Raw genomic sequence first — 24988 nt, 5'->3', positions numbered from 1 at the left:
AAGGCCGGGCATGTCGCATTGCGGCAGGTCAAAGAACAGCCCCGAAAATGACTTTCGGGGCTGCTTTTGTTTTAGGCCAGCATCGTGACTGGGTTTTCCAGATTATCCACGATTGCTTTCAGAAGTTCGGCACCAAGTGCGCCGTCGATGACCCGGTGATCGACCGACAGGGTGACTGACATCACCGTTGCCACGCTTAGTTCGCCATCATCGCCAACAACCGGTTTCTTCACGCCCGCGCCAACCGCAAGGATGCCGCCGTGAGGTGGGTTGATGACCGCGTCGAAATTGTCGATCCCAAACATGCCAAGGTTCGAAATGGCAAAGCTGCCGCCCTGATATTCGTGTGGCGCAAGTTTGCGGTCGCGCGCGCGGGAGGCGAGGTCTTTCATTTCGGCCGAGAGGGCAGAGAGCGATTTCTTGTCGGAGTCTTTCAGGACCGGCGTGAACAGGCCACCTTCGATGGCGACAGCAACGGCGACATCGGAAGGTTTCAGTTTCAGCACGCGATCACCGGCCCAGACGGAGTTGGCTTCGGGCACTTGTTGAAGGGCAATCGCGCAGGCTTTGATGATGAAGTCGTTGACCGACAGTTTCACGCCGCGTGGTTCCAGCTGTTTGTTCAACTGACTGCGGAACTTCAGAAGCGCGTCGAGCTTGATATCCCGGCGTAGATAGAAATGCGGGATGGTTTGTTTGGCTTCGGTCAGGCGTGCAGCGATGGTTTTGCGCATCCCGTCCAGTTTGACCTCTTCAAACTCGCGATCCGCATACATTTTGAGGACGGTGTCGGTTGCCGGGCCAGCGGGCGCGGCAAGTGCGGTTGCGGCTGGGGCCGAAGCGGCGGCAGGTGCGGCTTTGGGCGCCGCGGTTGCGCCTTCGACGTCTGCCTTAACGATGCGGCCTTTGGGGCCGGTGCCGGTAACTTGCGACAGGTCGAGGCCTTTGTCGGCAGCGATGCGACGGGCGAGGGGCGATGCGAAAACGCGCGCGCCGTCAGCGGCCTTGGGTGCCGCGGGTGCGGGTGCGGCAGCTGGGGCTTCGGCCTTTGGTGCATCGGCAACGGACGCGGCGGCGGGGGCCGCTTTGGGTGCTGCGGTGCCGATGTCATCCGCGCTTTCACCATCTTCCAGAAGGATGGCGATGGGGCTGTTCACTTTCACGCCTTCGCTGCCTTCGGGGATCAGGATTTTGCCGACGACACCTTCATCCACGGCTTCGAATTCCATCGTGGCTTTGTCGGTTTCGATTTCGGCCAAAAGGTCGCCGGAGGAGACAGTGTCGCCCTCTTTGACCAGCCATTTTGCCAGCGTGCCTTCCTCCATGGTTGGGGATAGGGCGGGCATAAGAATTTCGGTTGGCATGATCTCTCTACCTCGGTTTTAAAAAAGAGAACGCGAGTGTGGCAATGTCGATTACCAAAATCGCGGCGCAGAAGGTGACAAACGCACCGATTACAAAAGTCTGGGTTCGGATCATCCGCGGGTGGTTTTCATCCAGCCAAGCGGCAAACGTGCCAATCTCAACGGCGCGTTCGTGTTTGCTTGCGGCAAGATAATCCAGACCGAGTTGCAGCTTTTGATGCTCCAGCACCAAATAGACGACCGCGATATAGGCGACGACGCACGCAACGCACAGCATGACGCGGATCGGCCACATGGCCGTTAGGCTGCTTTTTATTGCAAACGCACTGAACTCGACCGCTTCGATCGCACCCAGGTTAAAGGACACGGCGATGAACGAGGCGATAAGGAAGCCACCACAGACCCAAAGTAGGTTGAGGTCGTTTTCCTTGCTCGCGGTGACGAACCGCTCAAAGAGCCATTCTTCGGCACCTCTGGTTTTACCAGTTGTCCCGTTCATCGCCTGATCCTTAACGATAGGTTACGGATTTGACGGCATCGATGACCTCTTTCGTGGTCACGAGCGCCAGTTTTTCAAGGTTCGCCGCATAGGGCATTGGAACGTCCTTGCCGGTGCAGTTGATGACTGGCGCGTCAAGGTAATCGAACGCCTGCTGCATCAGTACGGAAGAGATGTGACCGCCGATGGAGCCGACAGGGAACCCTTCTTCAACCGTGACACAGCGGTTGGTTTTCATCACCGATTTGATCACCGTTTCGGTGTCCATCGGACGCAGGGTGCGCAGATCGATCACCTCGGCGCTGATGCCTTCTTTGGCCAGCTCTTCCGCAGCTTCAAGCGCGTAGGTCATGCCAATGCCGAAGGAGACGATGGTAACATCTTCGCCCTCGCGCCAGATTTTGGCTTTGCCGAAGGGAACGGTGAAATCATCCATCACCGGCACGTCGAACGCGCGGCCATAAAGGATTTCGTTTTCAAGGAAGATCACCGGGTTCGGGTCGCGGATTGCCGATTTCAAGAGGCCTTTTGCATCGGCTGCGGAATAGGGCATCGCCACTTTCAGACCGGGGATTGCCGAATACCATGCGGCGTAATCCTGGCTGTGCTGAGCACCAACGCGGGCGGCAGCGCCGTTCGGGCCACGGAACACCATTGGTGCGCCCATCTGACCGCCGGACATATAAAGCGTCTTCGCGGCAGAGTTGATGATGTGGTCAATCGCCTGCATGGCGAAGTTGAAGGTCATGAATTCAACGATGGGCTTAAGCCCGCCGAAGGCCGCGCCAACGGCGATACCGGCAAAGCCGTGTTCGGTGATCGGCGTGTCGATCACGCGTTTCGCGCCGAATTCATCCAGCAAACCTTGAGAGATTTTGTAGGCCCCTTGGTATTCGGCGACCTCTTCCCCCATCAGATATACATCGCCATCGCGACGCATTTCTTCGGCCATCGCATCGCGAAGAGCCTCGCGTACGGTGGTGGATTTCATTTCGGTTCCGGCGGGAACTTCTGGTTCAACCACCGCCTCGGGTGCCTTGGGCTGAGCCGGTGCTGGGGCAGCGGCGGGCGCGGCTTCGGCAGCAGCGGGGGCAGGGGCCGCAACGGCGGCGTCTGCGTCTTCGCCTTCTTCGATCAGCACGGCGATGGCGGTGTTTACCTTCACGCCCTCGGTGCCTTCCGCGATCAGGATCTTGCCGATGATGCCTTCATCAACAGCTTCGAATTCCATCGTGGCTTTGTCGGTTTCAATTTCGGCCAAGATATCGCCGGAGGAGACGGTGTCGCCTTCTTTGACCAGCCATTTTGCAAGTGTGCCTTCCTCCATCGTGGGGGAGAGGGCGGGCATCAGTATTTCGGTTGCCATGTGTTAAATCTCCCTCAGGCTTCTTGCGTCGCCGGTTCGGCGTAGATGTCGGTGTAAAGCTCTTCGAGCGCGGGCTCGGGGCTTTCTTTAGAGAATTCAGCAGCCTCGTTGACGATGGCCTTGATGTCTTTGTCGATGGCCTTCAGGTCGTCTTCGCTGGCGTGTTTGCCGGTCAGGATCAGTTCGCGAACGTGTTCGATCGCGTCCCGCTCTTCCCGCATTTTCTGTACTTCTTCGCGGGTCCGGTATTTCGCCGGGTCCGACATAGAGTGGCCGCGATAGCGATAGGTTTTGATTTCAAGGATATAGGGGCCTTTGCCCGCGCGGCAGTGGGCGACGGCCTTTTCGCCAGCCTCTTTCACGGCCAGCACGTCCATGCCGTCAACTTCTTCACCTTCGATGCCGTATGCTGCACCGCGTTCCCACAGGCTGGGCGATTTGGTGGAGCGTTGGACAGAGGTGCCCATCGCGTATTGGTTATTCTCGATCACGAAAACCACGGGCAGATCCCAGAGTTCCGCCATGTTGTAGGTTTCGTAAACCTGACCTTGGTTTGCCGCACCGTCGCCGAAATAGGCGAAGGTCACGTTGTCGTTGCCTTTGTATTTGTCCGAAAAGGCCAGACCGGCACCGATTGGCACCTGAGCGCCAACGATCCCGTGGCCGCCATAGAAATGCTTCTCTTTCGAGAACATGTGCATGGAGCCGCCTTTACCTTTGGAATACCCGCCTTCGCGGCCCGTCAGTTCGGCCATCACACCCTTGGGGTCCATCCCACAGGCCAGCATGTGGCCGTGATCGCGGTAAGAGGTGACGCGCTTGTCACCTTCTTTAGCGGCGGCTTCCAGCCCAACGACGACAGCTTCTTGGCCGATGTAAAGGTGGCAAAAACCGCCGATAAGGCCCATTCCGTACAGTTGGCCGGCCTTTTCCTCGAATCGCCGGATCAGCAGCATTTCGCGGTAAAAGCCCAGAAGCTCTTCCTTGGAAGTGTTTGGTTTTTTAGTGGTTTTTCGCGTGGCCATGCGGCAGGCTCCCTTTGGTCACGAGCAATAGTTTAATATTAAACTATTCATACCAAAGAGCAGAACGGATTTCGAGCGTAAATTCCGCTGCGGTGCAGCGAAGCCCTTATCGGATAACGATTTCGTCGGAACGGATCATGCCCAGAACGCTACGCGCTTGTTCGTCCAGAAGGTCAAGATCAAGGTAATCATCGGACAGTCGGCGGGTCTTGTTCTGCATCTCATCCAATTGGGCCTGAAGTGCGTCACGCTCTTGTATAAGCGTTCCCGCCTCTGCCTCGACCTGAATGCGGCGGAACAGGCCATAGTCGCCCTGTACAGCCGCAAAGGTAAAATACGTCGCCAGCGTAAACGCGATGGCGAAATATGCGACCACACCAAGGGCCGGGCGTTTGCGGGAACCACTCATAATCACTGCCTCATTACCACCTCTTGTCGGGTGGGTGTCAGCATGATGGCACAAGTGATTCGGCTTGTGAATCCCTTGCGTGCCAAAATTCGTAACAAAATGCCGTTAGGTCGTGATTTTGAAGATGAAATCCTGTGGTTTACTCTTCTCATAAGGGAGGACGTGCCATGACAGACCCGCAAAGCGATCTTGCAACCCATCAAGTGGAAAATCAGCCTGGTGCGCCGGGGGATTTTGATCTTTGGCAGGGCGATACGCCATTGCGGCAGCACATGTTTGGCGAAGCTGCCGGGTTGCCCGGTTTCGGGGCGACTTTGGGCCGTGCTGCGGTGCGAGAGCTGGGGCGGATTGCCAACCGTCAGACCCCTGAATTGGTCACGTTTGATCGCGCGGGGCGACGCGTGGATGAGGTGAGGTTTCACCCAGCGTACCATCAGTTGATGTCGCTGGGATTGGAGGCCGGGTATTCCTCGGTTGCGTGGTCCGGCGCGGCGAACGGGCACAGCGCCCATGCCGCAATGGTTTATATGATGAGTCAGGTTGAGCCGGGCGTGTGTTGCCCGATGACGATGACCTATGCGGCGGTGCCGGCGTTGCAGGCCGATGCGGGGCTGGCCGAACGGTGGCAGCCGAAGCTAACGGCGGCCTCTTACGATCCGCAGGTCGCGCCGCTGAGCGCAAAGAGTTCGGCGACGATGGGCATGGCGATGACCGAAAAGCAGGGCGGGTCGGACGTGCGTGCCAACACCACGCGGGCCGTGCGCGATGGTGACGGTTATCGGTTGAAGGGGCATAAATGGTTCTGTTCGGCGCCTATGTGCGATGGTTTCCTGACACTTGCGCAGACGGACAAGGGGCTGACCTGTTTCGTCGTGCCGCGCTGGTTAGAGGATGGCACCCGCAATTCCATCCATCTGATGCGACTGAAAGATAAGCTGGGCAACCGTGCCAATGCCTCGTCCGAAATCGAATATCACAACGCCTTTGCCGAACGTTTGGGCGACGAAGGGGCAGGGGTGCGCACGATCATTGAAATGGTCCACCATACGCGGCTTGATACCGCGATGGCCCCGGCGGGGTTGATGCGCGCGGCCTTGGTTGAGGCAAAGCACTGGTGCGAAGGGCGGCGTACGTTTCAGCGCCGTTTGATTGACCAACCGTTGATGCGGTCGGTTTTGGCCGACCTGACGCTGGATTGGGAGGGCGCGCTGGCGCTTGGCCTGCGGGTGGCGCGGGCGTTTGACGGAAAGAGGGCTGAGGATCGCGCCTTTGCGCGGATTGCGGTTGCACTGGCCAAGTTCCAATCCAACAAACGCGCGCCAGTCGTGATTTACGAAGCGATGGAGGTGCTGGGCGGCATGGGGTACGTCGAAGATACGCCGCTGCCGTTGCTGTACCGCGAGGCCCCTTTGAATTCGATCTGGGAAGGGTCGGGCAACGTCATCTGCCTTGATATCCTGCGCACATTGGCGCGTGACAGCGCCGCAGTGGACGCGTTGCAGGCAGAGTTGATGGCGGCGACGGGCACGGATGCGCGGTACGACGCGGCGCTGAAGGCGCATCAGGCGCGGTGGCCATCGTTACCAGACGAAGCAGAGGCGCGCTGGTTTGCAGAGCGGTTGGCCGTTTTGCTGACGGCGTCGGTGCTGATCCGCCAAGCGCCGGGCGCGGTGGCTGACGCCTATGTCGCGACCCGCGTGGTCGGAGAGCGTGGGCAGGTCAGCGGAGCAGTGTCTGGGTTAGACACAGAGGCGATCATCGCGCGGCTTAACGCCTAGCAGCAAAAGAAAACGCCCACCGCATTGGGTGGGCGTTGTCGCTTTATCGGCAGGCTGATCAGCCCGCGACGGATGCCGCATAGATGGAGTCGATCGTGCTGGCGAGTGTTGTGTCGAAATCGTTGTCGCTCTGCTGGGCCGAAAGCCCTTCGGTCAACGCACGAGAGAACGAGGCGATGACGCCAGTGTTCTGTGCCAGCAATGTGTTCGCCTCGTCGCGCGAATAACCACCCGACAGCGCCACAACACGCATCACGCGCGGATGATCGACCAGCGATTTATAGCGGTTGGCGACGGTTGGCAGGCTTAGCTTCAACATCACGTTCTGATCGTCGCTTAGCGCGTCCAGTTGCTTGGTGATTACGGCCAGCAGGATCTGTTCAGCCTCGTCTTTGTCGGCGATGGTGATCGTCACTTCGGGTTCGATGATCGGGATCAGGCCGTGCGACAGGATCTGTTTGCCGACCTCGAACTGCTGTTCGACGATGGCGGCGATGCCCGTGGGGTTTGCCGCATCAATGACCGAACGCATCTTGGTGCCGAAGATACCCTTGGCCACCGCACGTTCCAGTGTCGCGTCCAACCCATCGATCGGTTTCATAAGGCGTACGCCGTCTGCCTCATCCGTCAGACCCTTATCAACCTTCAGGAAGGGCACGACGCTGCGCTTTTCCCACAGATAGGTCGCGGCCGGGATGCCGTCGATTTCGGCGTCCATGGTTTTTTCAAATAGGATCGCGCCAACGATCTTGTCGCCGGTAAAGGCCGGAGACTTTACGATCCGCGAACGCATTTCGTGGATTTTGCCGAACATTTCATCATCGTTGGAATATTCGCTTTCCTCGACACCATAGAGGCGCAGCGCCTTGGGGGTCGAGCCTCCGCTTTGGTCCAGCGCGGCGATGAAGCCGTTGCCCGAGCGAACTTGGTCTGCTTGGCTCTTGATAGACATATATAACCCCTCAAATAATATGCATTTCCGTCGTGCGCGGACGCACTTCACGTTGCTTCTAAGCGAGGTCGGAAATTGAAGCAATTATGGTGGCGCTAACTCTGGCGCGGTCTTTTTCAGATCCGCGCCAGAGTATGGGGTTAGTCTTCCAGTGCGGCCACGCCTGGAAGGGTTTTGCCTTCCATCCATTCAAGAAACGCGCCGCCCGCGGTCGAGATATAGCTGAACGCATCTGCGGCGCCCGCGGTGTTCAAGGCCGCGACCGTGTCACCGCCACCGGCAACGGTGATCAATTCACCTGCGGCGGTCAGTTCTGCGGCTTTTTTCGCGGCGGCGTTGGTGGCCGTGTCGAAGGGTGGGATTTCGAACGCGCCAAGTGGGCCGTTCCAGATCAATGTCCTACATTCCTCAAACACGGCTTCGATCCGCGCGACGGTTTCTGGACCTGCGTCAAGGATCATCGCATCGGCAGGGCAGGCATCCGCCGCCACGGTTTCGTTATCAGCCCCGGCTTTAAACTCACGCGCGACAACCACGTCAGACGGAAGCAAGATCGCACAATTGGCAGTGTGCGCCTTTTCCATGATCGCTTTTGCGGTGTCGGTCATGTCGTGTTCTGCCAGTGATTTGCCGACATCAATTCCTTGCGCGGCCAAGAACGTGTTGGCCATGCCGCCGCCGATGACCAGATGATCGACCTTGGTGACAAGGTTGCCCAACAGTTCAAGCTTGGTGGAAACCTTGGCGCCGCCCACAACAGCCACGACCGGGCGCTGCGGTTCGCCAAGTGCGCTTTCCAGCGCCTTAAGCTCCACTTCCATCAATCGGCCCGCAGCGGCAGGAAGCAAATGCGCGATCCCTTCGGTCGAGGCATGCGCGCGATGCGCCGCTGAAAATGCGTCATTCACATAGACATCGCCCAAGGCAGCGAGAGACGCGGCCAGCATGGGTTCATTCTTTTCTTCGCCCGCGTGGAAACGCGTGTTTTCCAACAGCAGGACATCGCCCTGACCCAGCGCGGCAACGGCCTTCTTCGCCGGAAGACCGATGCAATCCTCTGCAAAGCTCACGTCGCGGCCAAGGGCCTCTTCCAAAGCGGGCAGAACAACCTTCAGGCTCATCTCTGGCACGACCTGACCCTTGGGGCGGCCAAAATGCGCCATCAGAACCGGCTTGCCGCCTTTTTGCAGGATGTCCGAAATCGTCGGCACAATGCGTTCGATCCGCGTCGCATCGGTGACCACACCGTTTTCGACGGGCACGTTGATATCCACCCGAACCAGCACGACCTTTCCGGCCAGCTCCATATCGTCCAGCGTTTTCCAGGCCATGATGTCTTCCTCCAATTGGGCTGCTTGCCGCCTATACAACCCGATCACACGCAGGCGTCAACATGTCTAAGGCGCTTCGGCCTTCCCTTCGGCGGGCCTGCGCACTAGGCTCCGCCCAAATTAGACAGAAGGAGCGGCCCATGGCTGATATCAAAGATCCCGAAAACACCATTCTGATGGAACTGAAAGGTGGCACTGTCACCATCGAACTGTTGCCAGATGTTGCCCCCAAACATACCGAGCGGATGAAAGAGCTTGCCCGTTCAGGTGCCTATGACAACGTTGTTTTTCACCGTGTAATTGATGGCTTCATGGCGCAAACCGGCGACGTGGCCAACGGCAACGCTGAAAAAGACTTTAACATCCGCAGCGCTGGCACCGGTGGTTCCGACCTGCCGAACCTGCCTGCTGAATTCTCTAAGCTGCCGCATGACCGTGGCACACTTGGCGCTGCGCGTTCTGCGAACCCAGATTCGGCCAACAGCCAGTTTTTCATCAACTTTAGCGACAACCACTTCCTGAACGGCCAGTACACCGTTTACGGCCGTGTGATTTCCGGCATGGAACATGTCGATGCGATCCTACGCGGCGAGCCGCCCGCGAACCCTGATCGTATGATCAGCGTTAAGGTTGCTGCTGATGCGTAAGCTGGCCCTCGCACTTGCATTGGTGGCCAGCCCCGCGCTGGCGACCGAGATGCAGATCGATGTGGCGGGCGCGGCAAGCGGGACGATCACCATTGATCTGTTCGAAGATGTGGCACCTCAGCATGTGGCACGCCTGACAGAACTGGCAGCCGCAGGGGCCTATGACAACGTGGTGTTTCACCGCGTGATCCCGGGCTTCATGGCGCAAACCGGCGATGTGGAATTCGGCAAGCTGGGCAGTGACATGCGCCTTGCGGGGCGTGGTGGTTCCGAACTGCCCAACCTTCCGGCTGAATTCTCGGACCAGTCGTTTGAGCGTGGCGTGGTCGGCATGGCGCGTTCGGCCAGCCCGGATTCTGCCAACAGCCAGTTCTTCATCATGTTCGCACCAGCACCACACCTGAACGGCCAATACACCGTTGTAGGGGCTGTGACCGAAGGCATGGACGTGGTTGATGCGATCAAAAAAGGCGAAGGCCGCAACGGCGAAGTGTTCGGCGAACCCGACATGATGTCGAAAGTGACCGTGACCGAGGCCGAGTAAACCGGCCTCAAACCCGCGTGAGCGGGGCTATCTTACCGCGGTTCCTCCTGCCATCCTGACACAAGGATAGGGGGAACCGCCAATGCGCATTGTCAGCCTGATTTTATCGCTTTTCCTGATGACGGGCGGGGCCAACGCCGACCCAAGCTTTTGGAAGCACGAATGGCCCCAGACCGATTTTTCGCGCACCTCTGTTGAAAATTGGGTTGAAATCCTGTCCGGCGGCCCTGCGAAAGACGGCATTCCCGCCCTTGATGCGCCGCGCTTCATTGCTGCGAGCCAAGAAACCCGGCTAAGCGCGCGCGAACCCGTTGTTACCGTCAAACTGGGCGAAACCACGCGGGCTTATCCGATCCGCTATCTGACATGGCATGAGATTGTGAATGACACGGTCAACGGGGTACCGGTGGCCGTTACCTTTTGTCCGCTATGCAATTCAGCGATGGTGTTTGACCGGCGCGTGAAGGGCGATGTGCTGGATTTTGGCGTCAGTGGAAAGCTGCGTAATTCGGATATGGTGATGTTTGATCGCCAAAGCGAAAGCTGGTGGCAACAGGCCATCGGCACCGGCATTGTGGGCCATTTCACCGGGGCGGAATTGGTACAATTGCCAAGCTGGATGGAAAGCTGGGCCGAGTATCAGGCCGCGAACCCCGATGGTGTCGTAATGGACGAACCTGATTGGCCGCGATCCTATGGCCGCAACCCCTATGTCGGTTACGACGGTTCTAACCGCCCGTTCCTTTATAGCGGAGAGATGCCGCCGCACGGAATTGCCCCACTTTCCCGCGTTGTGCGGGTTGGTGAACGGGCATGGCCGCTGGAACGGTTAAGCAAAGTAGGCACTTTGCGCGAAGCAGGGGTGACGATCAGCTGGTCCGCGGGCCAAGCCTCGGCATTGGATTCGGCGATCATCGCTAAGGGAAAAGACGTGGGCAACATCCGGGTTCGTGACGGGCAGGGCAAAGACGTGCCCCATGATGTGATGTTCGCCTTTGCCTTTCATGCCTTTTGGCCCGACGGGCAGTGGATGCTGAAATAGCGTGTTTGACCGTGGTGCTGGACGATCATAATTGCGCTTAGCTGAAAACAAATGTGCCGGGCATTGCCCGGCACATTGCGTTTCAAATGTCCGAAGGCAATCAGCCCACCAAGGTTACCAGCGCGTGACGCTTTTTCCCGGCGCTCAGCTTGATCGGCGTTGCAAGTGCTGCGGCGTCAATCATCAGGCCCGCGTTGGTCAGCGGTTCATCATTCATCCGTGCGCCGTTTTCGGTGATCAGGCGCTTTGCCTCTTTCCCCGATTTCGCAAGGCCGGAACGGGTGATCAGCTGCACGATGGAAATGCCATCGCCCAAGTCTTCGGCCGTAAGTTCCAGCGTGGGCAGATCGTCACCGGTGCCGCCTTTTTCAAAGACTTCGCGCGCGGTTGCTTCTGCGGCTTCGGCGGCGGCACGCCCGTGGGCAAGGGCCGTTACCTCATTGGCGAGGATGATCTTCGCCTCGTTGATTTCCGCGCCTTCCAGCGCGCCAAGGCGTTCGCATTCCTCAATCGGAAGCTCGGTGTAAAGCTTCAGGAAACGGCCTACATCAGCGTCTGTCGTGTTGCGCCAGAACTGCCAGAACTCATAGCTGGACAGCATATCTTCGTTCAGCCAAATCGCGCCAGACTGTGATTTGCCCATTTTCTTGCCATCGCTGGTCGTCAGCAGCGGCGAGGTCAGGCCGTAAATCTCATGGTCCAGCACGCGGCGTGTCAGATCGATACCGTTGACGATATTGCCCCACTGGTCCGAACCGCCCATTTGCAGCACACAGCCATAGCGCCGGTTCAGTTCCAGGAAGTCATAGGCCTGAAGGATCATGTAGTTGAACTCTAGGAACGACAGCGATTGTTCCCGGTCCAGGCGCGATTTCACGGATTCAAAGGCCAGCATCCGGTTCACACTGAAATGCCGCCCGATATCGCGCAGAAAATCCAGATAGTTCAGGCCATCCAGCCATTCGGCGTTGTTCAACATCAACGCGCCGTTGGGGGCTTCGGCATAGTCGATGTAGTTTTCGAACACTTTTTTGATGCCATTGATGTTGGCGTCAATCTGGTCAGGTGTCAGCAGCGGGCGTTCATCCGCGCGAAAGCTGGGATCGCCCACTTTGGTTGTGCCGCCGCCCATCAGGGTGATCGGCTTGTGCCCGGTCTTTTGCAGCCAGCGCAGCATCATAATCTGGATCAAACTGCCCACATGCAGCGACTTTGCTGTGGCGTCGAACCCGATATAGGCCGGAACCACGCCTTTGATCAGGGCTTCGTCCAGCCCCTGATAATCGGTGCAGTCGGCCAGAAAGCCACGTTCGATCATCACACGCAGGAAGTCTGATTTTGGGTGGTAAGTCATTCTTGGGCCTTGTCCTGTCTGACAGATTTGGCCAGAGATATATCGGGGGAGACTGTGAAGGGAAAGTCTATGTTGAAGGCAGGGCCTATTAGGGCGCTGGGGGCGATGTCTGGTACGTCTTTGGATGGCGTAGACGCAGCCGTTGTCGAAACTGATGGCGAAGTTATTTTTTCGTTCGGTGAAACTGCTTACAGGCCATATTCTGATGCCGAGCGGGAAGTGATTTCAGCCGCTCTTGGGCAATGGCATGGCGATGAAAATGTTGAAGCCGCAGCCGAGGTCGTTGAAACCGCCCATGCCGAGATTTTATCTGGGTTCGAAGGGGTCGGATTGATCGGCTTTCACGGCCAAACTTTGGCCCACGCGCCGCGCGCGCAGGGCACGCATCAAGCAGGCGATGGCCGCGTGATCGCCGAGGTGCTGGGCTGCCCCGTCGTTTGGGATTTCCGATCGTCCGATGTGGAGATGGGGGGCGAGGGCGCGCCTTTGGCGCCGTTCTTTCACTTTGCCTGTGCCAAATGGATCGGGTCCGAGGTTCCGCTGGTCTTTGTTAACCTTGGCGGTGTGGGGAATATCACTTGGGTCGACCCTTCCAAACGTTCGCCCGACAGTGACGGCGCGCTTGTCGCCTTTGATACGGGCCCGGCCAATGCGCCGCTGAACGACCTTATGCAAACGCGGCTGAAGCGCGACTTTGATGAAGGGGGCGCACTGGCGGGCGAAGGCACGGTTGACGAAGACATCGTGCAGGCGGTTCTGGCGCTGCCGTATTTCTGCAAGCTGCCGCCCAAATCGTTGGATCGGGATGACTTTACCAAGGTGCTTGGCGCGGTTGATGCGCTGGGGGATGCGGACGCGGCGGCGACGTTAACGGCGGTGGCGGCCGCCTGTGTCGCCAGAGGGTTGGAACATTGCCCGCAAGCGCCCGAATCCGTGCTGATCACGGGGGGCGGGCGGCACAACCCGGTCATGATGCGGATGTTGGAAGAACGCGCTGGCCTGCCCGTGTTGCCCGTCGAAGAGGTTGGTCTGGACGGTGACATGCTGGAGGCGCAGGCGTTCGCCTATTTGGCCGTGCGCGTAAAACGCGGCCTTCCGACCAGTTGCCCGGCAACGACAGGTGTTGCGGCGGCTGTTGGTGGCGGCCGTGTCAGCCGCCCAACGGGACTTTAGGTTGCTTAATTGAGTGGGGCGCGCAAATGCGCACCCCACAAGCCTTTGTGTCTATTGCCGCCCAAATGCGGCGGCAGGCAACACCTATTCCGATGCGGCAAGCGCGCCGGCGACTTTTTCGGAAACCAAGCCGAAGATGTTGCCCAAGACAAGCGATGCCAGAACCATACCGGCAGCTGGCACAAGTGCACCAACATCGCCAATCGCGACACCGGTCAGCAAGCAGAACGCGGCCGTCGAGGCATATCCATAGACAGCGGCTGGAATGGTCGAAAGCGCAGGCATATGCGCACCCAGCACCATCACGGCGACGGTCACACCAACAATGCAGGACGTTACGATGACCGATCCGCCAACGGTTGCAACAAGGAACAGTGCGACGGCCGCGACGAGGACACCCCAAACGTGGTTGATGGCTGATTTGGTCAGCCCCTCTGTCTTACCGCCGGTGTGATAAAAGCTTCCCCAGCCAATGAACAAGGCCCAGACCTGAAGCCCGATACTGTTGCCAAGGCACAGCCATGTTGCCACGGCTGCAAGAACACCAATTGAAATAGCTAACGCATTAATAAGGTTCATAATATTTCCTCCCGTTACGTTTAATACGTATCCCGCCCTTGTTGTTTTCCCTTGCGGGTACGCGGCAGGAGGGTAACCGGACACGGCCTTCACCACCTATGCGACGAAGGTTTGTCATCCTTAAGTCGGTATAAAAGTAAGCAATGCTGCTATAAAAATAAGCAGCGTTCGGGCCGCTCTAGGCCGTTGGAATATCAAATCCAGAAGGGGCCATTTTGAACCCCTCGAACTGAAACCCCGGCGAGACTGTGCAGCCGACAAGGGTGTATTCCCCTTGGGTCCGCGCGGCCTGCCAATGGAAAGCGGGAACGATGATCTGGGGTAATTCTGCGCCCAGGACATCCGGGCCAAGGGTCACTTCGCGGGCAGGGCCGGTTTCGGTTTCTGCCAGAGACAGGATCAGCGGCGCGCCTGCATAGAAATGCCAAATCTCGGCTGCATCCACCTGGTGCCAATGGCTGCGCTGGCCCTGTTCCAACAGGTAATAGATCGCCGTGCCAGAGGGGCGCTGCCCTTCTGGGACGTGTTCGGCCCAAGTTTCACGATACCAGCCGCCTTCTGGGTGAGGGCGCAGGTTGAGGTGTGATATGATGGTTTGGGCGGTCATGTGCCGACGCTATCACAGGTCGGCCTCATCGGCATCAGTCTGTTGTTGGCGTTGCACAGTATCTTTCATGCGCGAGCCGAACGGCAGGCCGATGTCCTACCCATCGCGTGGAAAGATGCACGCAAATGTCCTCTCCGATGGGGGCGGCGGGGGTATGCGTTGTTTTGAACCTTGCAGTATTTCCATCCTGAAGGCGCACGATCATGAAATTCTCGGCATAGGTGTCACGGGCGATGAAGCCGTGATTAACGACTGTTGCGCGTTCATAGCCAATGGCCTTTGGTAATGAAAGAACGGTTGAACCGACCCAGATTGCGATGATCGATCCAATTAATAATAGAAGCATAACAAAGGCTTCTTTGCGTGTAGGGATATCTGCCATCAGTCAAAGATGGGCGGCGCGACTGGTGTTTTCAAAGCTTTGGCCGGCGATTTGTTCGCATGTTGCTGTCGCACAACAGTGAGGGGAGCTAGCCATCAACTACATCATCATTGCCTTCGCCATCTTCGTCTAAAAGGCGGTTCATATCCCGCTTTTCTACGGTGGCTGCAAACATGCCAGCCGCCGCGAGTGTCGGAACGACATACACCATCTTATCCGTCAAATAGGCCGCCAGATATGATGGGATTAGAATGATGGCGGCCTTGATACAGGCCACCATCAGGTTTGGTGTAATGCGGTCTTTGAGCATTACTTCAAAATCGAACGGCCAGCGTATTCGGCTGTTTCGCCCAACATCTCTTCGATGCGGATCAGCTGGTTGTACTTCGCCAACCGGTCCGAACGCGACAGAGAGCCGGTTTTGATCTGCCCGCAGTTGGTGGCAACAGCCAGATCGGCAATCGTCGCATCCTCAGTCTCGCCGGAACGGTGGGACATCACGTTGGTGAACCGTGCGCGGTGGGCCATGTCGACGGCTTTCAGCGTTTCGGAAAGAGAGCCGATCTGGTTCACTTTCACCAGCATAGAGTTCGCACAGCCCTTGGCGATACCGTCGGCCAGACGGGCAGGGTTGGTCACGAACAGATCGTCGCCGACCAGCTGGATCTTGTCGCCAAGCGCCTCGGTCAGGGCTTTCCAACCGTCCCAGTCATCTTCGGCCATACCATCTTCGATCGAGATGATCGGGTAATCCGCACACAGCGCCGCAAGATAGGCGACGTTTTCTTCAGAGGTCAGCGTTTTGCCTTCGCCCTTCATCTCGTACTTGCCATCGCGGTAATATTCGGTCGATGCACAGTCGAGCGCCAGATAGATGTCTTCGCCCGGCTTATAGCCCGCTTTTTCGATGGACTTCAGGATGAAATCCAATGCCTCGCGCGAGGAGGAAAGGCCGGGGGCAAAGCCGCCTTCGTCGCCGATGCCGGTGTTGAAACCTGCGGCAGACAGCTCTTTCTTCAGAACGTGGAACACTTCTGCGCCCATGCGGATGGCTTCGCGGATGTCGCGGGCCGAAACCGGCATGATCATGAATTCTTGGATGTCGATTGGGTTGTCGGCATGTTCGCCGCCGTTGATGATGTTCATCATCGGAACCGGCAGAACACGCGCCGAAGTGCCGCCAACATAGCGGAACAGCGGCTGAGCGGTGAAATCAGCGGCAGCCTTTGCAACAGCAAGGGAAACGCCAAGGATCGCGTTTGCGCCCAGGCGGCCTTTGTTGTGGGTGCCGTCCAGTTCGATCATCGCAGCGTCGATGGCCTGCTGTTCAGTGGCGTCAAAGCCAACCAAGGCTTCGGCGATTTCGCCGTTCACGGCGTTGACCGCTTCCAGAACGCCCTTGCCAAGGTAACGGTTCTTGTCACCGTCACGTTTTTCAACGGCTTCGTGTGCGCCGGTCGAGGCACCCGAAGGCACAGCAGCGCGGCCCATGGTGCCGTCTTCAAGGATCACGTCAACCTCGACCGTGGGGTTACCACGGCTGTCAAGAATTTCGCGTCCGATAATATCGATGATGGTGCTCATGGGACCGTCCTGTTTTGCTGAAATGTCGCGGTTACCGACCTTCTAGCGCCCCTTGTTGCGGGATGAAAGAGCCCGCTCGCGTGCGAAGGTATAAAGCCCGGACCCAATGATGACCGCAGCGCCGGCAAGGGTCCATGCATCGGGGCGTTCACCAAAGATGACGATGCCGATGATAAGGGCGAACAAAAGCCGGGTGTAGCGGAAGGGGGTGATCACCGAAACCTCGCCGATGCGCATGGCTTCGACGATGGCATAATACCCTGCAACGCCAAACACCAAGGCACCGCAAAGGCGCAGGCCTGTGATGCCGTCGATTGGCTGCGCCGGAGTCGCGACATACATCATCACCAATCCGATAGGGACAAGCGACAAAAAGCCATAGGCAGACAGTTGCATCGATGTGATGCTGCGCGGGCAGGCGCGTGTTGCCACATCGCGGATGGCCAGCCCGACCACCCCTTGCACGGCAAATAGGGACGCGGGTTCGAACCCATCCAATCCCGGCTGGATGATCAGAAGAACACCCAAGAAGCCCACGCAAATCGCGCTCCATCTGCGCCAGCCGACTTTTTCACCCAAGAACAGCGCAGCCCCCAGTGTGACGGCCAGAGGTGTCGCTTGCAAAATCGCCGACGCACTGGAAAGCGGGGTCAGCGCCACAGCGGTGACAAAGCCCAAGGTTCCGAGGACCTCTCCTAGGTTGCGCAGGATGACCGGCAGGGTCAGAAGGTCGCGCGATAAAAGTCGCGTACCCCGGTGCATTGCCATCAGCGCAAAGATAAGCCCGCCTGCAGCACCCAAAATTGCCAAGATCTGACCGATTGGCAGGGGCCCACTGACATGTTTGACAAACATATCTTCGACCGCGAAGGCCGCCATCGCGGCGACCATCAATAGAATGCCGCGAAAGTTGTCCATGCGCACCTGCCTTTGATTACCCAATCGCCTTAGACCGGCTGCTCAAAAAGCAAAAGGGGCAATCGGAGGGCGGCGAATTTTCCGGGCTTGTGGAGCGCGGCGAAACTTGGCTTTGAGGTGTGCAATTTTTTTTAACCAGATCATCGGGGGCAGGCATCCATGACCCAGACGCTGGGCATCTCTGGTGTAATGTCGCCTTTGCGGGACGAAGCTGCCTTGTGCAGTCGCGGCTTTTGCTCACGCAGCAATTACTCACAACTGCAGCAGGATTATCGCTGCGATGTAGCGCATGTCACCGAAGCAGCCATTGAAAACTGGGATCAGGCTCCAAACTCAAACTGTACTTCGCTGCAGGGACTTCCAACTAGAAGGTTAATCGATCTCTCCGCCGACACCGCATGGATCAGTCAGTCATTGCCCGCAATTTCGATACAATAGCGCTGGAATCGCAGCATTGTGCGCGATGGGCTGTCTCAAATTGAGGAAATCTGCCTGCAAAGTGTCTAATTTCAATCAATAATTTGACTCAATGTGTAAACTCGCGTCTAAATTCCCGAAATAATTTTGTATTTTGGGGAGGGGAACTTTTTAATATGGCACACGCACAATCTTTGACCGCAAAGAAAGTCGCTGTAACTGGCTTTGGTGCAGCACTCGCTAGCATGGGCGCCGCGTCCAGCGCGGATGCCGCTATCGTTGAACTTTCGTTTTCACCAGCATCATTTGGCACTTTTACTTTTCGACGTGTCTCCCCTCAAACAAGTGGTGGCGGCCAAGTCGCGGGATCATTTAGTGTATCCAACTATTTCTTTCAGTCTACAAGCACGTTTAGATTCAGTTACGGCTCCAGAGTATATACCTATTTCAGTTTTACCACGTTTGTAAGTAAAAGGCTCGATGTCCATGGTGGGATGACCTTCGCTGAACTTAACCTTGGCGATGCCGTAGACGGCGCGTTGCTCGACACACGCTCTGTTAACGAGCCTCGAGGTGGAAAAACATACTTTGGCTTCTCGTCTGACGACGGTAAATTCGGCTGGGTCTTGTATGATTTTGGTACCTCATATGATAGCGGCACTAGCTTCGTGACAGGCTACCTTAACAATGTCACGGGCGGCGCGATCAATGTCGGTCAGACTGAGGCGATCAGTGCCGTTCCAGGCCCTGCTGCACTGCCACTGTTGGGCACCGGCCTGTTGGCTATGGGCGCTGCGGGCATCCGTCGTCGCCGGAAAGAACTGCAAGCGGCCTAATTTTCGTGACAGCTGAATGTTATACAAAAAGCGGCATCCTTTTGGGTGCCGTTTTTTATGAAGGAATTAGATGAATGACACAGCGCAACAAGGTGCTTTTGATCGGTTGGGATGCTGCCGACTGGAAGGTGATTAATCCGTTGATGGATGCGGGTTTGATGCCCAACCTGAACGCTTTGGTCAATCGCGGGACTGCTGGCAACCTCGCCACGCTTTCGCCTGTGTTATCGCCGATGCTGTGGAGTTCGATTGCGACGGGCAAGCGCCCGTATAAGCACGGTGTGCATGGGTTCACAGAGCCGACACCGGATGGTAAATCCGTGCGGCCCATCACCTCCTTTGCGCGTAAGACCAATGCGATCTGGAATATCGCGACGCTGCAAGGGCTGAAATCCAATATTGTTGGGTGGTGGCCCAGTAATCCCGCAGAGCCGATTAATGGTGTGATGGTGTCGAACCTGTACCAATCAGCGCCCAAGGACGGCAGCGCTGACTGGCCGATGTTGCCTGGGACTGTGCATCCCGAACGGCTGAACGATGAGTTAGAAGAGCTGCGCTGGCATCCAAACGAGCTGACAGGGCAAGATCTGGCGATGTTCCTGCCGTATGGTGATGAGATTGATCAGGACAAGGATCAACGGATCAAAAGCGTAGCCAGGATCGTGTCCGACGCGACCTCTATTCAAGGAGCGGCAACACATCTGATGGTCACAGAGCCGTGGGATTTTATGGCCGTCTATTTTGATGCCATCGACCACTTTTGCCACGCCTTTATGAAGTACCACCCACCCAAGCAAGATATTGTGTCGGACGCAGATTTTAGACTGTATCACCAAGTGGTCACGGGGGGGTACATTTACCACGACCAGATGCTTGGCCGATTGTTGGAACTGGCGGGTGAAGACACGACCGTCATGTTGATCTCTGATCACGGTTTCCACCCAGATCATTTGCGCCCGCAACAAATGCCGATGGAACCTGCAGGCCCTGCGGTTGAACACCGCGACCAAGGTATCTTTGTGTTGGCGGGCCCTGGCATCAAAACTGATCACCGGATCGACGGGGCCAACCTGCTTGATATCACCCCCACGATCCTGACGTTGCTGGGCTTGCCAGTTGGCGACGACATGGACGGCCGGACGCTGGTACAGGCTTTTGAAGCCGCGCCTGACGTTCGAAGCATCCCAAGCTGGGACGACGTTGCAGGCGACGCGGGCCGTGCGCGCGATGAAATCGAGATGGACGCGGATGAGCAGCGCGAGAACCTCGAACAACTCGTCGCCCTTGGCTATATCGACCGACCTGATGACGACACGACGGTTGCTGTCGCAGACGCCAAGCGAGAGCAGAGCTATAACCTGGCCTTGTCCTACATGGATGCCGGTATGCACCCCAAAGCCGCAGAACTGTTATCCGAATTGTACCGAACCTATCCATTGGAGTTCCGGTTTGGGCTACGGCTTGCGCTGTGCCTTCAGGCATCCGAGCAAATTGATGCCGCGGCGCAAGTGGTCGATCACTTATCGCGCAACTGGCAGCAGGCCGCAAAGCACGCAAGCGCCAGCGTCGAACAGTTCGAGGAGAAGGTCAAAGCGCGCCGTGCCGCACTTGACCCAGATGCAGACAACCTCGACGAAGCGACACGTGTAGAATTGGCAGTCGCAGTAAAAGACGTCGACGATGATGCGCCAGATAAACCGGCGCCTATCTTGATGACCCCACAAGAACGCGATGTTCTTAAGCGTTTGTCAGCCATTGCACATGGCAACCCGGCTATTTTGGAAAATCTATCCGCCAACATTGCACTATCCCGCAGAAATCCGACCTTAGCGATGGAACATTTAGCCCGGGTGCAAGACGGTCAGTTCAAATCGCCTAACTTCTGCATCCAACGCGGGAACGCCTTTCTGAGCCTAGGTGATTTTGACAAAGCCATTAGCAGTTTTGAAGCCGCTCTGGTGTTGGACAGAGAGAGCCCTACGGCATTTTTGGGGTTGTGTCGTGCCTACTTGCGCAACGATGATGCAGATAACGCGTTGCGCTGTGCTAAGACTGCCATTGGCCTCAAGTTTGCATCTGCCCCCGCGCATTACTACGCAGCACTGGCCATGCACAAACAAGGCAAGGCAGCGGATGCTGTGCAGGCGCTGAACGTTGCACTGTCGCAAAATCCCAACTTTCCCGAAGCGCATGTCTTGCTATCTGTGATTTATCGCCGCGTCTTGGGTAACAATGATGCGTCGCTGCTGCACCGCGCACAAGCGCGGGCTATTCGCATGGCGCGGCGCAAGCAAATAGATGAGGCACCCAAGTTAGAGCTTCCTGATCTTCCCGAGATTGATCTGGATGCAGAGCTTCCAAAGTGGCCACTCGATCCCAAGCTAGTGCCAATGCTGCTGAACGTCCCCCAAGACATTGGCGGTTTTGATACAAGCAAGCAGACGATCATTGTCTCTGGGCTGCCACGCTCGGGTACATCGATGGCGATGCAAATGCTCGCCGCAGGTGGCATTCCGATCCTAAGCGATGACACGCGGCCAGCCGACGAGAACAACCCGCTGGGGTATCTGGAATATGAGCCTGTCAAAGGTCTAAGCACCGATAATACGTGGCTGAATAAGGCCGAAGGGAAAGCACTCAAAGTAGTGGCGCCTCTCATGCACCGCATGCCGCAAGGACCCAACTATAAGGTTATTCTGATGCAGCGCGATGTTGGCGAGATTGTAACCTCGCAAACCAGAATGTTGGGGAGGCTGGATAAAACCGGTGCCGACATGAAGGCGGACGCCATGGCAAAGATGTATACCGAACAGCTAGAGCGTCTAGATATTCTGTTCACAGCGCACAATGTGGAGGTTCTACGTTTGCGCCACCGAGATGTCATTGCGGATCCGCTTAACGCGGCGGACCAGATCGCTCAATTCCTTGGTCGAACACTTGATACACCAGTTATGTCAAAGGTCGTCGATCGCTCCCTCTGGAGAGAGCGGTCAGACGCAGAAGCATCCGCTTAGCAATTTCATCAAGTGAAGCCTTTTGAAAGAAACTGCAAAAGCTACAGGCGAAAAGGCTGCGCAGGCCAGCCAAAGCGGCTATAATCTAGGGCTGCCAGAAGATGACCGCTGTAACTGCAAGAAGACGCGGCGGAAGCGAAAGCAGAAAATCCCTGGGCTGGTTTATCCCGCCACTAGCTTCTTGAGCATTGCGTCCAAAATGCGATGCGCATGAATGACTGGTTTTCACGCTGCATTGCGGCGCGCAAAATCACGCTTCTGGAGCAATTTCCGCGGTGCGCGCGCACGCCGCACAGCATTTAAATGCACATCCTAGGCTCCGAGTAGACCTTCTCTGAAACCGTACCCGAGTGGGTCACGTTGACTCCCGGTGCAAAGTAGCATGACATTCGACACAGCGCTAACGGTTCGGTCAGCCCTTTTTCAAAGGCACGCCGTAAAGTTCCAGCTTGTGCCCCTTAAGCTTGTACCCCAGCTTTTCGGCGATCTTTTCCTGAAGCGCCTCAATCTCGGCGTCGACGAATTCGATCACCTCGCCTGAATTCATATCGATCAGGTGGTCGTGGTGTTCCCGCTCTGCATCCTCATACCGGGCACGGCCATCGCCGAATTCCAGCTTGTCCAGAATGCCGGCCTCTTCGAACAGCTTTACGGTGCGATAGACCGTCGCGATCGAAATCTTGGGGTCCACAACCGAGGCGCGGCCATACAGTTCTTCGACGTCTGGGTGATCATCACTGTCTTGCAACACGCGGGCAATGACCCGGCGTTGTTCCGTCATGCGCAGGTTCTTTGCCTCGCAACGAGAGATGATCGTGTCTTTCATAGTCGCCCCTTAGTCGATTGTGCGGCGGGGTTTAAGCGAAGCAAGCCGGTAGTTCCACCATAGATTTAGCCGATGTCACAGCCATTTCAAAACCCGGAATAACGCGAACAATCCGACGCCGATCAGGGCCATGATCATGCTTACCACCGCGAATGCATGCGCCCATTCGGTGCCGGGCATTCCCGCGACATTCATTCCGAAAAGTCCGGTCAGAAACCCAAGCGGAAGGAAGATCGCGGCGACGACGGAAAGAACGTAACCGTTGCGCGACATGCGCGCGGAATGTTCGGCATACAGATGGTCCTGCAGCGCTGTCAGGCGTGCAGAAACGGAATCAAGTTCTTCGACGATGCGCGTGGCCCGGTTCGCAGATTCCGCCAGCAGTTGGCGTGAATGTGGCCCGACAAGAATGTTATCGCTTTGCGTGAGCCGATGCAGCGCCTCGCGTTGCGGGCCGACGTAGCGACGGATGCGAATAACCTTGCGCCGGGTTGGGGCCAGCGCAGTGGCCTGCAGGTCATCCTCCTCAAGAATGGCATCTTCCAGCGCGTCGGTCGCATCTTCCAGCGATAGGGACACGGCCTCCAGCCGGTCGGTCAGCCCTTCGACAAGGCGCTGCAGAAATGCGTCGGGGCTGGCAGGGGCGGTGCCCGCTACTGCCTCTTTACGTATCTCATCAACCGCGAAGATCTTGCGCAGCCGAGAGCTGACGATCAACCGGTCCGTCACCCACAGCCGCAGGGACACCATGTCGTCAGTTTCTTGGCCGGGGTTCATGTTCACGCCCCGCAGGTTCAAGATGATCCCACCGTCATGTGCATCGCAGCGGGGGCGGGTTTCGGCCTGAACCAAGGCGTTTGCGGCAACGGGTGGCAGATGTTCCTGAACCCAAGTGGCCATGTTCGGGTCACTCAATTCCAGATGAAGCCAGCGCCAGCGGGCACCTGTGCCAGGCTTGGCGTCTGGCCATGCTTCGGTGATGGCCGTGGCGCGGCCGTCTTCGTTAATATCAAACGCCGCCAGTGGGCTAAGAGAACGCGTCACAGTCTTACCTCAGCTCTGGTTCGCGGCCAAGTTGTTTGGCCAGCGGGGCAATCGTAAGCCCTTGAACGATAATCGAAAACACCACCACAACATAGGTGGCCGTCAGGATCAGCGGTTTCCACTCATTCTCGGGGAGGGACAGGGCCAGCGCGACAGAGATGCCGCCCTTCAACCCGCCCCAAGTCATGATCGGAATGACGTCGCGCCCGAATGAACGGAACGGGCGCATCAGCAAGATGGGCACCGACACGGCGGTCAAACGCGCGACCAGCCCAAGCGCGATGGAAAAGACGCCAGCCATGACAAACGTGGTATCAAAGGCGATGGCGAAAACCTCTATCCCGATCAGAAGGAACAGCACGGCATTCAGGATTTCGTCGATCATCTTCCAGAACGCATCGACATAGTCGCGGGTCTGTTCGCTCATCCCGTATTTCATTCCGACGTGGCCGATCATAAGCCCGGCAACCACCGCCATAATAGGCGCCGAAACATGCAGGAAAATCGCCAGTTCGTACCCACCAAAGGCCAGCGCAAGGGTGATCAGCACCTCAAGCGTATAGTCATCGATCCGGCGCATTACGCGGAAGGTGATCCAACCCAACACAGCACCAAGCGCCGCGCCGCCAAAGGCCTCTTGCACGAATAGGGTCAGCGCAGCGGCGAGTTTGCTTTCGTCGCCATGGCCACCACCGTGGTCGCCCGCCGCGCCAGTGAACGCCAGCCCGACAAGCACAAGGAATACAACATAGGCCACACCATCGTTAAACAGGCTTTCCCCGGCGATCTTGGTTTCAAGTGATTTGCGCAGGTTCGCCTCGCGCAGGACGCCCAGAACGGCCACAGGGTCGGTCGGGGAAATGATCGCGCCAAACACCAGCGCGATAATCAGCGGCATGCCCGTCAGCCAAGAAAAGCCCACGCCAACAACCGCAACGGAAAGACCCACGCCGATGGTTGCCATCAGCAAAACCACCCATGCCTGCGCGCGCAATTCTTCCAATTTCACATGAAGCGCACCGGCGAACAGCAGAAGCCCCAACATCCCTTCCAACAGCGCGTCCGAGAAATCGATCTCTAGCACCAGTTTTCTAAGGGTGCTGCCCAGTTCCAGCGCTGGATAGGCCATATCAATGCCCATCGCGACGAAAGAGGCCAACAGGGCGACGATCAAAATGCCAATCGCCTGTGGCAGGCGCAGGAAGAAATAATTGATCGCACCAAAGGCCGCGGCCAGCACGATCAACAGCGACGCGATTTGCAGAATGGACATCGGTGCCTCTTTTTAGCTTTGATC

25 protein-coding genes are annotated in these 24988 nt (G+C 57.3%); 8 read left to right on the top strand and 17 right to left on the bottom strand.

Annotation, left to right across the window (positions count from 1 at the left end; all coding sequences use genetic code 11):
* Positions 1–71: 71 nt before the first annotated feature.
* The 5 genes from COL8621_RS09170 to COL8621_RS09150 all read right to left on the bottom strand — a co-directional run bounded on the left by COL8621_RS09170 (position 72) and on the right by COL8621_RS09150 (position 4663).
* The gene (locus COL8621_RS09170) at positions 72–1364 is read right to left on the bottom strand and encodes a pyruvate dehydrogenase complex dihydrolipoamide acetyltransferase (protein WP_093967092.1); all 1293 of its coding nucleotides are present in this window, start codon (positions 1362–1364) and stop codon (positions 72–74) included.
* Positions 1365–1371: 7 nt separating this feature from the next.
* Positions 1372–1863: a hypothetical protein gene (locus COL8621_RS09165; RefSeq protein ID WP_093967091.1), complete on the bottom strand. Its 492-nt coding sequence runs from the start codon at positions 1861–1863 to the stop codon at positions 1372–1374.
* A gap of 10 nt (positions 1864–1873) precedes the next feature.
* A complete protein-coding gene (locus COL8621_RS09160) occupies positions 1874–3229 on the bottom strand; it encodes a pyruvate dehydrogenase complex E1 component subunit beta (protein WP_093967090.1) in 1356 nt (451 codons plus the stop codon).
* A gap of 14 nt (positions 3230–3243) precedes the next feature.
* Positions 3244–4254 carry a pyruvate dehydrogenase (acetyl-transferring) E1 component subunit alpha gene (gene pdhA, locus COL8621_RS09155; RefSeq protein WP_093967089.1) on the bottom strand — a complete coding sequence of 337 codons (1011 nt, stop codon included), beginning with the start codon at positions 4252–4254 and terminating at the stop codon, positions 3244–3246.
* Between the two features lie 106 nt (positions 4255–4360).
* Complete coding sequence (locus COL8621_RS09150) at positions 4361–4663, bottom strand: FtsB family cell division protein (protein WP_093967088.1); 303 nt, start codon at positions 4661–4663, stop codon at positions 4361–4363.
* A gap of 167 nt (positions 4664–4830) precedes the next feature.
* On the opposite strand from COL8621_RS09150, the gene COL8621_RS09145 reads away from it, so the two are divergent.
* Positions 4831–6441, top strand: a complete 1611-nt coding sequence (locus tag COL8621_RS09145) for an acyl-CoA dehydrogenase family protein (protein ID WP_093967087.1) — start codon at positions 4831–4833, stop codon at positions 6439–6441.
* 58 nt (positions 6442–6499) lie between these two features.
* Here the strand turns inward: COL8621_RS09145 and COL8621_RS09140 are convergent, their stop codons facing one another.
* A complete protein-coding gene (locus COL8621_RS09140) occupies positions 6500–7393 on the bottom strand; it encodes a fructose bisphosphate aldolase (RefSeq protein ID WP_093967086.1) in 894 nt (297 codons plus the stop codon).
* 140 nt (positions 7394–7533) lie between these two features.
* Positions 7534–8724 (bottom strand): phosphoglycerate kinase, encoded by a 1191-nt coding sequence (locus COL8621_RS09135; protein WP_093967085.1) that lies wholly within the window; start codon positions 8722–8724, stop codon positions 7534–7536.
* A 140-nt stretch (positions 8725–8864) separates the two neighbouring features.
* On the opposite strand from COL8621_RS09135, the gene COL8621_RS09130 reads away from it, so the two are divergent.
* The 3 genes from COL8621_RS09130 to COL8621_RS09120 all read left to right on the top strand — a co-directional run bounded on the left by COL8621_RS09130 (position 8865) and on the right by COL8621_RS09120 (position 10957).
* Positions 8865–9371: a peptidylprolyl isomerase gene (locus tag COL8621_RS09130; protein ID WP_093967084.1), complete on the top strand. Its 507-nt coding sequence runs from the start codon at positions 8865–8867 to the stop codon at positions 9369–9371.
* Positions 9364–9915, top strand: coding sequence for a peptidylprolyl isomerase (locus COL8621_RS09125; RefSeq protein WP_093967083.1), 552 nt, complete (start codon positions 9364–9366; stop codon positions 9913–9915). Before COL8621_RS09130 ends, COL8621_RS09125 begins: the two co-directional genes overlap by 8 nt.
* 82 nt (positions 9916–9997) lie before the next feature.
* Positions 9998–10957 carry a DUF3179 domain-containing protein gene (locus tag COL8621_RS09120; RefSeq protein WP_093967082.1) on the top strand — a complete coding sequence of 320 codons (960 nt, stop codon included), beginning with the start codon at positions 9998–10000 and terminating at the stop codon, positions 10955–10957.
* A gap of 100 nt (positions 10958–11057) precedes the next feature.
* Here COL8621_RS09120 and tyrS read toward each other — a convergent pair whose 3' ends face one another.
* Positions 11058–12311 (bottom strand): tyrosine--tRNA ligase, encoded by a 1254-nt coding sequence (tyrS, locus tag COL8621_RS09115; RefSeq protein ID WP_093967081.1) that lies wholly within the window; start codon positions 12309–12311, stop codon positions 11058–11060.
* Positions 12312–12380: 69 nt separating this feature from the next.
* On the opposite strand from tyrS, the gene COL8621_RS09110 reads away from it, so the two are divergent.
* Complete coding sequence (locus tag COL8621_RS09110; protein ID WP_093967080.1) at positions 12381–13484, top strand: anhydro-N-acetylmuramic acid kinase; 1104 nt, start codon at positions 12381–12383, stop codon at positions 13482–13484.
* Between the two features lie 84 nt (positions 13485–13568).
* Here the strand turns inward: COL8621_RS09110 and COL8621_RS09105 are convergent, their stop codons facing one another.
* The 6 genes from COL8621_RS09105 to COL8621_RS09080 all read right to left on the bottom strand — a co-directional run bounded on the left by COL8621_RS09105 (position 13569) and on the right by COL8621_RS09080 (position 17554).
* Positions 13569–14063: a DUF1097 domain-containing protein gene (locus COL8621_RS09105; protein WP_093967079.1), complete on the bottom strand. Its 495-nt coding sequence runs from the start codon at positions 14061–14063 to the stop codon at positions 13569–13571.
* A 178-nt stretch (positions 14064–14241) separates the two neighbouring features.
* A complete protein-coding gene (locus COL8621_RS09100; protein WP_093967078.1) occupies positions 14242–14670 on the bottom strand; it encodes a cupin domain-containing protein in 429 nt (142 codons plus the stop codon).
* 34 nt (positions 14671–14704) lie between these two features.
* Positions 14705–15052, bottom strand: a complete 348-nt coding sequence (locus tag COL8621_RS09095) for a hypothetical protein (protein ID WP_093967077.1) — start codon at positions 15050–15052, stop codon at positions 14705–14707.
* A gap of 88 nt (positions 15053–15140) precedes the next feature.
* Positions 15141–15362, bottom strand: coding sequence for a hypothetical protein (locus COL8621_RS09090; RefSeq protein WP_093967076.1), 222 nt, complete (start codon positions 15360–15362; stop codon positions 15141–15143).
* Complete coding sequence (gene eno, locus COL8621_RS09085; RefSeq protein ID WP_093967075.1) at positions 15362–16636, bottom strand: phosphopyruvate hydratase; 1275 nt, start codon at positions 16634–16636, stop codon at positions 15362–15364. The genes COL8621_RS09090 and eno overlap by 1 nt, the downstream gene beginning before the upstream one ends.
* Positions 16637–16678: 42 nt before the next feature.
* Complete coding sequence (locus COL8621_RS09080) at positions 16679–17554, bottom strand: DMT family transporter (RefSeq protein WP_093967074.1); 876 nt, start codon at positions 17552–17554, stop codon at positions 16679–16681.
* 159 nt (positions 17555–17713) lie between these two features.
* Here COL8621_RS09080 and COL8621_RS19020 point away from each other — a divergent pair, with 159 nt between their 5' ends.
* The 3 genes from COL8621_RS19020 (at position 17714) to COL8621_RS09070 (ending at position 21821) form a co-directional block, all read left to right on the top strand.
* The gene (locus COL8621_RS19020) at positions 17714–17992 is read left to right on the top strand and encodes a hypothetical protein (RefSeq protein ID WP_141137866.1); all 279 of its coding nucleotides are present in this window, start codon (positions 17714–17716) and stop codon (positions 17990–17992) included.
* Between the two features lie 155 nt (positions 17993–18147).
* On the top strand, positions 18148–18807 hold the full coding sequence (locus COL8621_RS19015; RefSeq protein WP_141137865.1) for a VPLPA-CTERM sorting domain-containing protein: 660 nt from the start codon (positions 18148–18150) through the stop codon (positions 18805–18807).
* Between the two features lie 74 nt (positions 18808–18881).
* Positions 18882–21821 (top strand): alkaline phosphatase family protein, encoded by a 2940-nt coding sequence (locus COL8621_RS09070; RefSeq protein WP_093967072.1) that lies wholly within the window; start codon positions 18882–18884, stop codon positions 21819–21821.
* Between the two features lie 412 nt (positions 21822–22233).
* Here the strand turns inward: COL8621_RS09070 and COL8621_RS09065 are convergent, their stop codons facing one another.
* The 3 genes from COL8621_RS09065 to COL8621_RS09055 form a co-directional block, all read right to left on the bottom strand.
* Entirely contained in the window at positions 22234–22647 is a 414-nt protein-coding gene (locus COL8621_RS09065) for a Fur family transcriptional regulator (protein WP_093967071.1), read from the bottom strand.
* Between the two features lie 75 nt (positions 22648–22722).
* Positions 22723–23691, bottom strand: coding sequence for a zinc transporter ZntB (locus COL8621_RS09060; RefSeq protein ID WP_093967070.1), 969 nt, complete (start codon positions 23689–23691; stop codon positions 22723–22725).
* Positions 23692–23695: 4 nt separating this feature from the next.
* Positions 23696–24964, bottom strand: coding sequence for a cation:proton antiporter (locus tag COL8621_RS09055; protein WP_093967069.1), 1269 nt, complete (start codon positions 24962–24964; stop codon positions 23696–23698).
* Positions 24965–24988 lie beyond the last annotated feature (24 nt).

It is taken from the genome of Actibacterium lipolyticum, assembly GCF_900184935.1.
In the GTDB taxonomy this organism is placed as follows: Bacteria; Pseudomonadota; Alphaproteobacteria; order Rhodobacterales; family Rhodobacteraceae; genus Actibacterium_A; species Actibacterium_A lipolyticum.
The sequence above is the reverse complement of the archived record's forward strand: the minus strand, read 5'-3'. Positions and strand labels throughout refer to the sequence as shown.